The 14,014-nt window shown below is 35.0% G+C and carries 12 protein-coding genes; 9 read left to right on the forward strand and 3 right to left on the reverse strand.

The genetic code is table 11. The features are described from left to right. The first annotated feature begins 107 nt into the window (after window positions 1-107). On the forward strand, window positions 108-1,688 hold the full coding sequence (serA, locus tag SYN6308_RS10760) for a phosphoglycerate dehydrogenase (protein WP_017294448.1): 1,581 nt from the start codon (window positions 108-110) through the stop codon (window positions 1,686-1,688). 172 nt (window positions 1,689-1,860) lie between these two features. On the opposite strand, the gene SYN6308_RS10765 is transcribed toward serA, so the two are convergent. After that, a complete protein-coding gene (locus SYN6308_RS10765) occupies window positions 1,861-2,487 on the reverse strand; it encodes a hypothetical protein (RefSeq protein WP_017294449.1) in 627 nt (208 codons plus the stop codon). 160 nt (window positions 2,488-2,647) lie between these two features. Between SYN6308_RS10765 and SYN6308_RS10770 the strand changes: the two genes are divergently transcribed. The 7 genes from SYN6308_RS10770 (at window position 2,648) to SYN6308_RS10800 (ending at window position 10,544) form a co-directional block, all read left to right on the forward strand. Beyond that, window positions 2,648-2,776 (forward strand): photosystem II reaction center protein K, encoded by a 129-nt coding sequence (locus SYN6308_RS10770; protein WP_192816135.1) that lies wholly within the window; start codon window positions 2,648-2,650, stop codon window positions 2,774-2,776. A gap of 79 nt (window positions 2,777-2,855) precedes the next feature. Further along, entirely contained in the window at window positions 2,856-4,271 is a 1,416-nt protein-coding gene (locus SYN6308_RS10775; RefSeq protein WP_017294451.1) for a CHAT domain-containing protein, read from the forward strand. Window positions 4,272-4,437: 166 nt separating this feature from the next. Continuing rightward, a complete protein-coding gene (locus tag SYN6308_RS10780) occupies window positions 4,438-4,644 on the forward strand; it encodes a hypothetical protein (protein WP_017294452.1) in 207 nt (68 codons plus the stop codon). A gap of 328 nt (window positions 4,645-4,972) precedes the next feature. Then, a complete protein-coding gene (locus SYN6308_RS10785) occupies window positions 4,973-7,633 on the forward strand; it encodes a PhoH family protein (protein ID WP_017294453.1) in 2,661 nt (886 codons plus the stop codon). 52 nt (window positions 7,634-7,685) lie between these two features. Continuing rightward, window positions 7,686-8,459, forward strand: a complete 774-nt coding sequence (locus SYN6308_RS10790) for a hypothetical protein (RefSeq protein ID WP_017294454.1) — start codon at window positions 7,686-7,688, stop codon at window positions 8,457-8,459. 131 nt (window positions 8,460-8,590) lie between these two features. Next, the gene (locus SYN6308_RS10795; RefSeq protein ID WP_017294455.1) at window positions 8,591-9,733 is read left to right on the forward strand and encodes an FtsW/RodA/SpoVE family cell cycle protein; all 1,143 of its coding nucleotides are present in this window, start codon (window positions 8,591-8,593) and stop codon (window positions 9,731-9,733) included. A gap of 109 nt (window positions 9,734-9,842) precedes the next feature. Then, complete coding sequence (locus tag SYN6308_RS10800; RefSeq protein WP_017294456.1) at window positions 9,843-10,544, forward strand: cupin domain-containing protein; 702 nt, start codon at window positions 9,843-9,845, stop codon at window positions 10,542-10,544. Between the two features lie 96 nt (window positions 10,545-10,640). Here the strand turns inward: SYN6308_RS10800 and SYN6308_RS10805 are convergent, their stop codons facing one another. Then, window positions 10,641-10,847 (reverse strand): type II toxin-antitoxin system HicB family antitoxin, encoded by a 207-nt coding sequence (locus SYN6308_RS10805; RefSeq protein ID WP_017294457.1) that lies wholly within the window; start codon window positions 10,845-10,847, stop codon window positions 10,641-10,643. Window positions 10,848-10,850: 3 nt separating this feature from the next. Further along, window positions 10,851-11,249: a DUF309 domain-containing protein gene (locus tag SYN6308_RS10810; protein WP_017294458.1), complete on the reverse strand. Its 399-nt coding sequence runs from the start codon at window positions 11,247-11,249 to the stop codon at window positions 10,851-10,853. A gap of 106 nt (window positions 11,250-11,355) precedes the next feature. Here SYN6308_RS10810 and SYN6308_RS10815 point away from each other — a divergent pair, with 106 nt between their 5' ends. After that, window positions 11,356-13,968, forward strand: a complete 2,613-nt coding sequence (locus SYN6308_RS10815) for a chloride channel protein (protein WP_017294459.1) — start codon at window positions 11,356-11,358, stop codon at window positions 13,966-13,968. The last annotated feature ends 46 nt before the right edge of the window (window positions 13,969-14,014 follow it).

Genomic DNA, 14,014 nt, shown 5'->3' on the forward strand with positions numbered 1-14,014 from the left:
CCATGGATTATTTTTTCCAGAGGGGAGTAATAATGATAAGATCAATACTGTGCGATCGAATACCGTAAAAAAATATCGCAAAAGATAAAACCTATATATAATTGAATATGGCAAAAGTATTAGTATCTGATCCTGTGGACGAAGCAGGAATTAAAATTCTTTCTCAAGTAGCACAAGTTGACGTAAAAACAGGATTATCCCCCACAGAATTAGCAGGAATTATCGGTGATTACGATGCTTTAATGATTCGATCGGGTACACAAGTAACCGCAGAAGTTATCGAAGCGGCTACCCAACTTAAAATTATTGGTCGTGCTGGTGTAGGGGTGGATAATGTGGATGTACCAAGTGCCACCCGTAAAGGGATTGTGGTTGTAAACTCCCCTGAAGGAAATACGATCGCCGCCGCCGAACACGCTTTAGCCATGATGATGTCTCTTTCTCGCTACATTCCCGATGCTAACCAATCAGTAAAGGCGAAAAAATGGGATCGCAAAAGTTACATGGGTACAGAAATTTACAAAAAAACCCTCGGCGTGGTAGGTTTAGGAAAAATTGGCTCTCATGTTGCCAAAGTTGCTAAAGCTATGGGTATGAAAATTTTAGCCTATGATCCCTTTATCTCCCAAGAAAGAGCGAATCAGTTAGGTTGTACTCTAGTGGATTTAGACATGATTTTCAGCGAATCTGACTATATTACCCTTCACGTTCCCAAAACCAAAGAAACGGCAAATCTCATTAATGAGCAATCCCTCAGCAAAATGAAGCCCACTACCCGCATCATTAACTGTTCCCGTGGTGGTATCATCGACGAAGATGCTTTATATGAAGCCTTAGCTAAAGGGCAAATTGCTGGTGCTGCCTTAGATGTGTTTTCTTCTGAACCTTTGGGAGAGTCAAAATTAAGAGATTTAGGTAGTAATGTGGTTTTAACTCCCCATTTAGGCGCATCCACCGCTGAAGCGCAAGTTAATGTAGCGATCGATGTAGCGGAACAAATTAGAGATGTTCTCTTAGGCTTACCTGCTAGAAGTGCAGTCAACATCCCCGGATTAAGCCCCGATGTGATGGAAAAATTACGCCCTTATATGCGTTTAGCGGAAACTTTAGGCAACTTAGTCGGACAATTAGCCGGCGATCGAGTGGAAAGTTTCAATGTAAAATTAGAAGGGGAATTAGCAGAAAATAGCAGTCAACCCCTTGTCACCGCCGCCATCAAAGGTTTATTATCCAAAGCCTTACGGGAAAGAGTTAACTATGTTAACGCCGCCATCGAAGCCAAAGAAAGAGGTATTCACGTCATCGACTCCAGAGACGCAACCATCAAAGATTATAGCAACTCCATTTACTTGGAAGCCACAGGCACAAAAGGCACTCACTCTGTGCGCGGTGCATTACTTAACGATGGTGAAATTCGCATTACCAACTTGAATGCTTACCCCGTTAACGTACCTCCCAATAATTATATGTTATTCACCTTACATAGAGATATGCCCGGTATCATCGGCAGAATTGGCTCTTTATTAGGTAACTTTAATGTAAATATCGCAAGTATGCAAGTAGGACGTACGATCGTACGAGGAGATGCAGTTATGGTACTAACCATTGATGATCCTTTACCAGAGGGCATTTTAGACGAAATTCTTAAAGTAGAGGGTGTCACCGATGCCTATACTGTAAGTCTTTAATACTTAGGTGTTAGGTAGAGACGTAAAATTTTACGTCTCTACAATAGTTTGAGTCATTGAAAATTTAATTTTTCTCGAAAGTATCGTTATAAAAAAAGTTTGTAGTGATGGCTTTAGCCATTAGACATCCACCGTATTTTGTAAAAAAAGGGTTAAAACCCTTACTACAAACTTATTCGATTAATGTTTGAAAAATAGATACCATTAATATGAGTGCGATCGAAATCAATAAAATTCCCGTTAAAGCATTTTTTTGAGAAGGTTGAGGGGGTTCAAGCCAAAAATGAAATATCTTTCTTACTGTTGGCATCACAAAAAAAGTTAACAGAAAACAAGCCATAATATTTCTTAATAAAACTTGAACAGCTAACGGTAAATGATCCAAAATAGGCACATGAAGAAACAATAAAGTCTGTAGCATGATGGTGGGATATAGTCCTAATAAAACACTTAAAACTTGTTTCCAGCGCGGTAGATTTTTCTTTTGTAATAACCAGCATTCCAAACCTGTTTTATAGCCAATAAATCGATAACCGCCGATATTTTCTCTCAGCTTCATTAAATCACGACGAGTATCTGATTCTAACCAGTGGGTTAAATTTTCTGGGGTGTCAAAATAAATTGTTGTATGCCATTTATCCCTAATCCCTCGCAATGGCGGTAAATTCTCGGTTTTTAAATAACCCTCAAAATTTCTACAAGCCTGTGTCACCTGACATTGCCATTGAAAAAAATCCCCCGTCTTTTCTTGGGTTATATCTTGTTCGATCGTAAAACTAACCGATGATTGTTGATCCATTATCATTATCATAAAATATACTGAGTAAGAAAATAATAAAAGACAAACCGATAAAAAATCTTTTTTTGAAGAACTCTAAATAAGTGATTTAAAGATCAAGGAATCTGATAGTATAAAATACTAATAGAAAAATCTGTTTAGTAAGGAACTATTTATTATTATGATGCAACTAGCACTATTACCAGAGGCTTACGAAATTTTTAAACCTTTAGTGGATGTATTACCCGTTATTCCTTTATTTTTCTTACTCTTAGCCTTTGTATGGCAAGCGGCTGTAGGCTTCAGATAAGAATGAAAAGATAATTGTATAGGAAGACAAGAAAAAGAGAAGATAATTACTTACAAAAACCATCAATTATTTAGGTGTAATGGGGAAGAAACTAATCGTTTTTAAGATAGGAGAAGGTAGTTTTGAAAATGGTTTTTTCGTTACCATTCGCCTTAGTGACGATGACTCCAAAGAGTTGTTAGTGGAAACGGAAGGAAGATTACCCCCTGCACCAAATCTTTATCAAAGTTATACAAATTGGCAATCTAGCTATCGCAGTTTAGCTATTTCTCTGCGCTTAGGTGCAACCTCGGCTCAAGTTACTAATGTTGCCATTAGTCAATGTCAAGATTATATTGAAAGTTTACAAGCTAACCTCAATCAGTGGTTAGAAAATGCTGGGGTGCAATCCCTACTATTCGATCTTTTTCCCCATTTACATCAACAAGATTTAATTCGTTTCGTAATTCAAACGGCGGATGTTCGTTTATGGCAACTGCCTTGGCATTTATGGAGTGTTTGGCATCGTTATCCGCAAACAGAGATAGCTTTAAGTAAGCCTAATTGCCAAAAGCCTAATCGATCGAGCGATTTTAATTATCCTCCAAAAGTGCGCATTTTAGCTATTTTGGGCGATCGACGGGGTATCGATATAGAAAGAGACAGACGTGTTTTAAATGGTTTACCTAATGCCGAAGTTGTCTTCTTAGATCAACCCAATTTAGCAGAATTAACCCCATTATGGGAACAATCATGGCAAATTTTATTTTTTGCAGGTCACAGTTCCAGTAATAATAATAATGAACGTGGTTTACTGCAAATTAATCCCTACGAAACCATCGATATTCAAAGGCTAAAAAATACCTTGGCAAAAGCTATCCATAATGGGTTAGAATTAGCTATCTTCAACTCCTGTGAAGGTTTGGGGTTAGGTTTTAATCTCGCAGATTTACACCTACCTCAAACTATTATCATGCGAGAAGCTGTACCCGATGAAGTTGCTCAAGAGTTTTTAAAATTCTTTCTTCAAGCCTACTCTGGAGGAGAAACCTTATATCAAGCCGTCAAGGATGCCAAGGCAAAAATACAAGATTTGTATCACCTTGAACAACAAGCCCCCGGCTCGTCATGGTTGCCCGTTATTTGCCAAAATTTAGCAGTTGATCCTCCTTTATGGGAAAATTTGAGGGGGAAAAAAACTAAAGCTAGTCGTAAGTCTGAAAATAATCGTTTTTCTCAATTTTTTACTTTAAAATCGATCGTGCTTAGTAGTGCTACATTAATTATTTTAGCAGGATTATTAATTACAGGATTCACCCTTTTGCAAAAATTTTCTCTATCTTCTTCCTCCTCTAGCCCTGATATATCAAAGCCAATCCGTAATCCGTTAAAAGGAGGGCTGTGTGAATGTCCTTATGATATAGACAAAGCTGGAAGATTATGCGGTGGGAAATCCTCCTATATTCGCCCTAGTGGAAATCAACCTGTTTGCTATGTAGGTGATAAGATTAATTGAAAATTGAAAATTGAGAATTGAGAATTAATAAAAAAAGTTCAATTTATTGAACGTGAAATATTAGCCGTGTAATTCATTATACGGTGAGTTATGGATTAACGCCTATTACTGATTCTCCATTCCTTGCCTTCAACAATGATTTTTATATCTACAACCATTAACTATTATGACTATTTGGGTAAACGAACAAAGAGACGCTTGTGGTATTTTACAGGCTTGTATTGCTACTAAAAATAAGGCAATGGCAGAAGACTGTCATAAAAATTGGGAAACGGAACTTACAACACAACAGAAAGAAGAAGGATGGCAAGTTATCCTCAAAACCGTTAATTCTTGGGATGATGTCCCAGTTAATGCTTTAAAATTAAATTAAGAACTACCAGAGAATGATTAATGCCCTCTCCTTACCTGACTGAACTTTGGACAAACGAAACCTTCCTTAGCTCAGATATTACGCTAAGGAAGGGGAAGGTTATTATAAACCTAGGGTATCTTTTTCAAGGTTTATCTTCTTCGGTAAAAAGTAGAACGACTGACTAAATAGGGTTTATAATTGTTAGGTTTTAACTCTTATGTTATTAATTTTTGGGAGGTGTTCAATAATCAAAAAAACTGTGAAACTTTTATTGCTTATTCTCATGAGTCAATTTAGATGTTTTCTAGCTTAGACTGTGAGTAATGTTAATAATTCCTCATTTTTTATGTTAGATATTTATTTGTCAGATAGTGGATTTAAAAGTGTTTTGCATTCTCCACAAATATTTTATTCCCATATAACTAAATTAGCACAGACGATCGAATGTTTAGAAGGACTTTATTTACACGAATATCCCAATATTAAAAGACTAAAAGGCAGAAAACCCACCGTTTGGCGCTATCGTATCGGTGATTATCGCATTATTTTTACTGTTGGTTCAACGAAAAATCCTTACTTAATTATTCATCGAATCGCTACACGAGAAACCGTCTATCAACATTTACCTAAATACTTTCCCCCCGAATTAAACACCCATTTAGAGGAGTTAATTATTGATGACGATAATCATGAAAATATAGAAGAAGATACTCAATTTCAAGATTTCGATCGATATTATAAACTATCTCATTCCTTCATCGATGAACAAATTAACCCAGAAAAAATCATTGACTTTATTATCGAAGGAAAATATCGTTTTAATCCCTGTCTAAATTCTGAACAAAAACAGCTAATTCAAGAGATAAAAACTAACGAATCTCCAGTATATCAAATTCAAGGTACAGCAGGAACAGGTAAAACAACTCTTGCTTTTTTTATTGCCGATAAACTTATTGCTGAAGATATTTTTCCCATCATAATTACACCAAATAAATCTCTCAAGAAATTTGGTTATAATTCCCTTAAATCCTTAAATCCAGAAGTAATTATTTTAGATGATGAGTTTCAAGAAAATTTAGCCCATCAACAATATAATATTGCCTTATTTAGTCGTAATGAATTAATCCAAAAATTAGCTAATGAAATCTATCCCGTCTTAACCGCTAGTCAAGGTTGTAAAATAATGCGAGAATCGTTACAAAAAAGAAATCATCAGATTAATAACTTCACTAATATTAATATTTATGGTATTTTGCAATCATTTATTTTAGGTAAAAATCTTAATTATCCCCTAAATTGCAAAGATGGATTAACCGTAACTTATCAAGATATTATCAATTTTTTACAAGAAATATGGAAAGAAAAAAACTTTAGTATTTTTAATGAAAGGGATGCTTTTAGTTATAGCCAAAAAGCGTTAAATAATTTATCTCAAAATCTGCAATGGATTCAATTATTAACCAAAAATAAACCTATTTTATTAATTTTGGATGAGGTACAAGATTTTTATTGGTTTCAACTTAAAATTTTCCTAGATTTAGCTAATAACTACCATTTACCTGTAACAATTATTATTTTAGGAGATGAAAATCAACGAGTAATTATTTCAGGATTTTCTTGGGCAAATTTTAGAACTATTTTTGCAGATAACTACCCTCGTCGTCAATTATTTAATGAAATTCAATTAAGCCAAAATTTTCGCAATACAAAACAAATAGCCTCCGTCGCAAAATATATTTTAGAGGAGGCTTTTTCACAACAGATTAAAAGCAATAATAGAAAATTACCTTCCATTGGCAACCCTGATAAATGTTATGATGAAGGATTAAAACCACGATTAATAAAAATAGATAATAATTGGTTTAAAAATTTATTAAATTGTTTAGGAAATGATAAAAATACAGAAGTAGAAACTGGAGGAATTAATGAAATTGTTTTCTTAAAAAGAGATTTATTTAACTTTACTGATGAAGATTTAAACGAAAAAATTAGTTACTTAGAAAAGCAAGAAAAAATCATTATTTATTCAATTTCAGAAGCAAAAGGACAAGAGTTTGAAGCGGTAATAATTTTATTTCCTTTCCAAATAAGTAAAAATCAGTTAGGTTATGATGACTTATTTCAATGGTACACTGCCATCACTCGCGCCCGTTATTATGAATCAATTTTTATTACCGAAAAAGAATGGTATTGGTTACAAAATAACGCAGAAAATTCTTATAAGTTATCCATTTTATTTGATATTCAAGACAAGATAACTCCTGAAAGTTTTGCGGAAGAATTGAGAATTTATGGGCAAAGTTTAATTACCATTCAACAACGGCGACAAAAATTTATTAATAATCTTGTCAATTATGATATATGGCAATGGTTAGAAACTGGTATTTTTCCTGATAATTTAAAGCAGAAATGGCAACAATTTAAGTTAACTTGGTGGCAAGTAATCGAAGAAGTTATCTATCGAATTGATGAGTTAATAGAAACTGAAGATTTTTTTTCAGATTTTATCGATTTAGAGCAAATTATAGCTTCTTTTAATCCAGAGAATTTTTTAGAGATACTGGTTTTCTATTACGGTGCAAAATATACTTATTTTAAAGCTGGTTTGAATATGAAACCCATTTTTAAAATACAAGGGGAGATAATCAAATTTTTACAGAAAAGTGAACATCAATTTTTAATTTCTGTATTATTATCTTCTTTAGATATGGTTAAATTTGCTGATTTAAAAGCCTTAATTTTGGTGGCAAATAATTTATCATGGTCAGCAGTCTTGTTATTTGAGCTCGATCGATCTTATAATCGAGGGTACGATCGAGATGTAGAAATAGAAGAAATAGCACGACAATTAGACAAAAAAGGTTTAACCTATGAAGCTACGAGAATTAGGGTAAAATTTTTGAAACAATCACCCCCTCGAAAAATTCCTTTCGCCGATGTTGTAACTCAAGAAGGAGAATTAGTCAGTCTTTTATGTAAATCTTTTCTTAAAAAAGTATCTCATTAGTCAAAAAAATGCTATAGGTAACTTGTATGAGTTTTAGCTTAATCAAAATTTTATGAATAATATTAACGATTCTGACACAATTCAAGATTTAGAACAACTGAAAAATATTGTTAATGATTTACTCATGAAAGCAGAAGAAAGAATAACTTTTGCCCAAACAATACAGACGGAAGCAAAACTACTAAAAAATGATTTAGATAAAATAGAATTTGTTTATATTTTTTTGGAAGTATTGGGAGGAAAATCAGAAGTTATAGACTTAGTAAATCGTCTTCAATCTGCCGAAGAATTTTTAAATATGAGTCAAGAAAAATATCAAAATTTAGAGCAAAATATCCAAGAAGAATTAAATTCGATTAAGTCTTTTTTAACTGAAAAACAAGCTATGGTTAATAATATCAATGAACAATTAGAATATTTGACCATTAAAAGAGAAGAAATCCAAGAATATCAAGAGATTTTAACGGAAGAATATGATAGTATAAAAAGTTCAATCGAACCTATTTTAAAAATAATTAACGATTCAGATAACAATAATATAAAAGATTTAATCACAAAAATTAGCAACTTTCAAGAAATAATAAATAACCTAAAAAATGAACAAGAAATTAATCAACAAAAAGTTAATAATAATATTCAAACAGGAATAAATCTGTTAGCAAAAAAACAACAAGGTTTTATTGATAAACAAATGATACAAGAAAATAATATAAAAGAGTTAATAAGGCACATTCAACACACAGAAATGAAAGTCCATAAAACAGAAAATCATATCAAAGCAATTTATGAATATCTTAAATTAAAGCCTTGGGAAAATCGCCCTTAAAAAAAGTTTATAATGATGACTTTAGCCATTAAATAAGGGTTAAAACCTACGAACAAATCAAAAATCTTTCCAGTAATTGCTATATTATTCATGACAGATTATTTTTATTTCTAGGCTTATTCTTAACAACTATGGAAATTACCCGTTATCTTATCCCATTTTATCAACCAGATATAGATCAATGGTCATTAGAAGCAAGATTGTTGCGGTGGCTAACTTTTTTATGGTTATTAATCGGTTTAATTGCCTTATTTTCTGCCTCCTATGCCGTGGGTTTAGATGAGTCTAACGATGGTTGGTATTATTTTAAACGTCAAGCATTTTGGATGATAATGGGCTTAATTTCCTTGAAAATAATCATTCAATTACCCCTGAAATTAATCTTACAATATGCCCCTTGGTTTTATCTGGCAATTTTAACTTTAATTATTGGCACAGTGATCGGTTTAGGGCAAAATATTAATGGTGCAGAAAGATGGATTGCTATAGGACCAATTCAAATTCAACCGTCAGAATTACTTAAACCGTTTCTTGTCTTACAAGGGGCGGTGATTTTTGCAGGTTGGCAAAGATTACCTTGGAAAGTTAAAGGTACATGGTTAGGGATTTTTGCTTTTACCCTAGTTTGTATTTTAAAACAACCTAATTTGAGTACGACTGCTTTATGTGGGATGACTTTATGGTTTATGGCTTTAGCGGCGGGGTTGCCTTATATACAGCTGTTGGCAACGGCGATGATGGGTATGGTGGCGGCTTCCGTGAGTGTGGCGATTAATCCGTATCAGCTAAAACGTATTGTATCATTTACTGACCCTTGGAAAGATGCACGAGGTGACGGTTATCAGTTAATACAAAGTTTACTCGCTATTGGTTCGGGAGGGGAGTTTGGGGTTGGTTTTGGGATGTCTCAACAGAAGCTGTTTTATCTACCTTTTCAATATACTGATTTTATTTTTGCGGTGTTTGCGGAGGAGTTTGGTTTTATGGGTAGTGTGATTCTAATTTTAATGGTGATGACCTATGCTACGATCGCACTCTCAGTAATTTTAAAATGTCAACATCCCATTAAAAGATTAATTGCGGTGGGAGTGATGATGATTTTAGTAGGGCAATCTTTACTCAATATTGGTGTTAATATTGGCGCTTTACCTACCACTGGTTTACCTTTTCCTTTGTTGAGTTATGGCGGTAGTTCGGTGATGAGTAGTTTAATTTTAGCAGGTTTATTGATTAGAGTTGCGATCGAAACCCAAGAACAAATAATGGAGAATTGAGAATTAAGAATTAAGAATTAAGAATTAAGAATGGAGAAGGTCGAATGGAAAATTATTAACTATTTTCACTCAAAAAAACTATAATTTCTTATCACCAATAACAATAAATATGAAAATCCAAAAATTTTTGATCTATGTTTGCTGTGTTGTCATAGCGATAGGGTTTTTTTCCTTCGGATTAAAAGCACAATCCCTTGATAAATCAGCACCATCAATCATTAAAAATGGGGAGCAAGTTGAGGCTTTTCTTCCTGATTCCGTCAAAGAATCCGAACTTTTTACGAAAACGAATATTTCCATTTTGAAACAACCTATAGTAATCAGTGCCGACATGGATTCGAGTAAACCCATGAGATTCGCTTGTGAACCTAGAGATGTGGAAGTGTATAATTATGATGCTGGAGTGGTTGCATATTGTCGTAAGAAAAATTTTCCCATTGCCCAAAATGATTCTGCACGGGTGGAAATCAAAGCTGGTGCTTCTCGTACTCCTCATTGGCACGATACTTGGGAAGAACAAGTTTTGTTGTCGGGTAAAGCAAAAACCGTTGTTATTGATACGAAAGGCAAGGTTTATGAAGAAATTTTAGAACCGGGCAATATCTTCTTTGTACCACAAGGGTGGACACATTGGTCCGAAGCGGTAGGGGATGAAACTGCTAATTTTCTGTTAATTTTCCCTGCGGGATTTCAAACTTTTGAGTTAAGTGATGCCATCGTCAATTTAAACCCCAGATTGATGGAATCAATTATTGGGCTGAAATTATCTGATTTCAAACAAAATAAAGATGCGATCGTCAGATTGAAATAATTGAAATAATAGACTTCTTGCAAAAATCGAGTAAGTAGGGGCATAAGGCCTTATGCCCCTACATAAGTAATGAGTTAACAATCAAAATCTTTCACCCTAATTTTTTGATGGTTGATTAGGTATTTTATTTAATTTTTGGCAATCTTCTAAATATTCATCAATAACGTTATGGAAAGATTGTTGTAATTCATCGACAGAAATTCCATCAAACATGATAATATCCTTGATATTGATAACTCGTCCGACAAAAATACGCTCGAACTCATCGTATTCAATAACGGCTTCATATCCTTTATATTTCATAACTTAATCCCTCATTAAAGTTTGGATGTGAGGTAAAGTCAGGTTATTTTCTAGTTGATGATTAATTAATTTTGTATAAAATTCTTTTACATCGTCGGGATTAATATGCTGTAAGGTAGTTAACAATTCATAGCTATTTTCCGTTAACTTAGTTACATCAACATTATCGTAATCTGGTTCATATTCCCCTAATTTTCTTAAGCCTTCCCCTAATAAAATAACAGCGCCTTTCCAATTTCCGTTACTCAAATGATAACAACCGACAGATATTTGTAAAATTCCTTGATAAAATTTCTTATCAGGTTCGATCGAATCCATCCAGATTTCTTCTAAAGTGTCATGACAAGCGTAAAATTCCTGTCGATTAAATTCCTCTATCCCTTTCTTTAAAAATTCATTCATTTTCAATCATTGATCATTTATAGTTAATAATATCTTTCAATTCCCCAATTCCCCAATTCCCTAATTCCCCAATCCTCAATCCCTGTCCACTTTTTTTTCCAGAAAAATGATCAACCAGTGGCAAGAATGGTTCAAATCTCAACACTTCGGCAGACGATCGATCTCTACTCGTTATGCTTTAATGGAGGCGTGTTTAATCGGTATTTTCTCAGGTTTAGCCGCTTTATTCCTCAAAGAAGGAATTAATTTTCTGGGCAGTTATCGCCTTCAATTAGTTAATCAATGGGGTGCGATCGCAGTTTTGCCCTTATTTGGTTTAATTTTAGGTAGTTTAGCAGGATTATTAGTAGAAAACGTTTCCCCCGAAGCAGGAGGAGGAGGTATCCCCCAAATTAAAGCCGCCCTTGCTAGATATAAAATTCCCCTCACTTTAAAGGTTGCTGTTGTTAAATTAATTGGTACAATCTTAGTACTAGGAGCAGGGTTAACCTTGGGGCGTAGAGCACCTACAGTGCATATAGGAGCGGCATTAGCTGGGGAATTAACCCGTTTTGTACCCACATCCCCCGAACATCGTAGGCAGATGATAGCCGCTGGTGCTGCCGCAGGATTAGCCGCAGGGTTTAATACTCCCATTGCGGGAGTGATGTTTGTGGTAGAAGAATTGATGCGGGATGTGTCTAACTTAACTCTTGAGACTGCGATCGTAGCATCTTTTACCGGGGCAGTAGTATCTTTAGTTTTACAATCCTCAAACTTAAAACTTTCGGAGGGAGTCTTTTCCGCCGAAAACCTGAGCTTTCTTCCCCAAGAGATACCCTTTTATCTGTTTTTAGGTATTATTGCAGGAATTTTAGGCGCAGTGTTTAACCGCAGTGTGTTATTTAGTCTTCAATGGAATCAAAAACTGAAAATTCCCCTTTATGTGCGCATCGGAGTCGCAGGATTAATCTCAGGTATTGTTATCTCCTTTTTACCGACATTTTTTCGAGATAACGCAGGATTAAAAGACTTTTTGATTCGGGGTGAATTAGATTGGCAAGAAACCGCCCTAGTTTTTTTAGCCCATTATATCTTAACCATCATCGCCGCAGGATCAGGCGCACCGGGAGGATTATTCGCCCCAGCCTTGATTATGGGTTCGGCTTTAGGCTATTTGGTAGGGGATTTAGAATGGTATTTATCAGGTACTAGCTCTGTATCTACCTTTGCATTAGTGGGTATGGGCGCATTATTTACAGGGGTTGTCAGAGTACCCATTACAGCGATTATCATTGTCTTTGAGCTAAACGCCAATTTTAACCTCGTTTTACCCTTAATGATTAGTTGTGCCGTGGCTTATGTTAGTGCTGAAACCTTTGAAAAAGGCTCAGTCTATCAACATTTACTCCGCGCTATGGGTATGGAGTTAAAAGAAGAAACTAACGATACTCAAAGCCATTTTTTGAGCAATCTCACCGCTACAGATGTCATGCAAACTCAAGTAGAAACGGTGTCATCAAGTTTAACCATTCCAGAAGTGTTGGAATTAATGACAGTTTCCCATCATCGAGGTTTTCCCGTGGTAAATGAGGAGGGATTAGTAGGAATTATCACTCAATCGGATTTAGTGAAAGTTGATGCTAGTAATAATCAGGTAACGGTAGAAGAAATCATGACAACAAATCCTATTACCGTTAAAGCCAATGCTTCTTTAAGTGATGTGATGTACCTGTTTAGTCGTTACCAATTATCCCGTATTCCCGTTTTACAAGATAGCCGTTTAGTGGGTATTATCACTCGTACAGATATTATTCGAGCTGAAGTTAAAGAGTTGAAAGGGGATACCACTTTTAAGCCTCAACCTGCCTATACTATCTATCAAACTTCTTCTCCTGCTATTGGTAAGGGTTGTATGTTAGTACCCATCGCCGAAGAAGACGACTTCCGAGGATTGTTTAAGGTTGCCCTTGCCATCGCACGATACTATCAATATGAGATTGAATTTGTGCAGGTGATTAAAATTGCAAAACATCAAGACCCACGCACTACAAAAGTAGATGTTCGATCGAGCCGTCATTTGATGCACAATTTAGAGAGAATGGGGAGGAAAACGAAAATTTCCGTTCATACCAAGATCGTAGTAGGGCATTTTCGCAGTAAAATTGTCATGGATATAGTCAAAACTCGACACATTAACTTACTCTTGATGGGATGGAAACAAAAGGGAGATTCGGAAGAATTTATTTTCTCTCGTCTCATTGATAGCCTGATTAATCAAGCGCCCTGTGAGTTAATTCTTGTCAAATTAGGTAATGAAGTATCCTATCCCAATAGTGGTAAAGGTAGTTTTTTAGTACCAACGGCAGGAGGACCAAATGCCCAAGAAGGTTTAAAATTATTACCAGCCTTTCTCGGGGTTTATTCTCAGGAAAAATTACCTCCAGTATATTTAGCGAAAGTGCATTCTCCAGAGAAAACCCAGATTGATTTAAGAAACCTTCATTTAGCCGTAAAAAAATTAAGAAATTTAGTCACCACAGAAGTACAACCGATGATTATTTCTTCTCCTTCGGTGGTTTCCGCCATTCTCCATCTTTCTCAATCTCAAAATGCTGAGTTGGTGATATTGGGGGCATCCAGAGAAAGTTTATTACAACAAGCATGGTATGGTAATATTCCAGAATCGATCGCCACCAAACTAGATACAACAGTAATTATTATTAGACTTCCCGATTAGACAGGGAGAGGGCGAGGCTGTTTTATTCTCAAATTTTTGGTTAAGA

This window comes from Geminocystis herdmanii PCC 6308 (assembly GCF_000332235.1).
Classification (GTDB): Bacteria; Cyanobacteriota; Cyanobacteriia; order Cyanobacteriales; family Cyanobacteriaceae; genus Geminocystis; species Geminocystis herdmanii.

Excerpts from the sequence above, each read along its gene's own strand:
- serA (WP_017294448.1), top strand. The coding sequence starts at position 108 with ATGGCAAAAGTATTAGTATCTGATCCTGTGGACGAAGCAGGAATTAAA.
- SYN6308_RS10765 (WP_017294449.1), bottom strand. The coding sequence starts at position 2,487 with ATGGATCAACAATCATCGGTTAGTTTTACGATCGAACAAGATATAACC.
- SYN6308_RS10770 (WP_192816135.1), top strand. The coding sequence starts at position 2,648 with ATGATGCAACTAGCACTATTACCAGAGGCTTACGAAATTTTTAAACCT.
- SYN6308_RS10775 (WP_017294451.1), top strand. The coding sequence starts at position 2,856 with ATGGGGAAGAAACTAATCGTTTTTAAGATAGGAGAAGGTAGTTTTGAA.
- SYN6308_RS10780 (WP_017294452.1), top strand. The coding sequence starts at position 4,438 with ATGACTATTTGGGTAAACGAACAAAGAGACGCTTGTGGTATTTTACAG.
- SYN6308_RS10785 (WP_017294453.1), top strand. The coding sequence starts at position 4,973 with ATGTTAGATATTTATTTGTCAGATAGTGGATTTAAAAGTGTTTTGCAT.
- SYN6308_RS10790 (WP_017294454.1), top strand. The coding sequence starts at position 7,686 with ATGAATAATATTAACGATTCTGACACAATTCAAGATTTAGAACAACTG.
- SYN6308_RS10795 (WP_017294455.1), top strand. The coding sequence starts at position 8,591 with ATGGAAATTACCCGTTATCTTATCCCATTTTATCAACCAGATATAGAT.
- SYN6308_RS10800 (WP_017294456.1), top strand. The coding sequence starts at position 9,843 with ATGAAAATCCAAAAATTTTTGATCTATGTTTGCTGTGTTGTCATAGCG.
- SYN6308_RS10805 (WP_017294457.1), bottom strand. The coding sequence starts at position 10,847 with ATGAAATATAAAGGATATGAAGCCGTTATTGAATACGATGAGTTCGAG.
- SYN6308_RS10810 (WP_017294458.1), bottom strand. The coding sequence starts at position 11,249 with ATGAATGAATTTTTAAAGAAAGGGATAGAGGAATTTAATCGACAGGAA.
- SYN6308_RS10815 (WP_017294459.1), top strand. The coding sequence starts at position 11,356 with ATGATCAACCAGTGGCAAGAATGGTTCAAATCTCAACACTTCGGCAGA.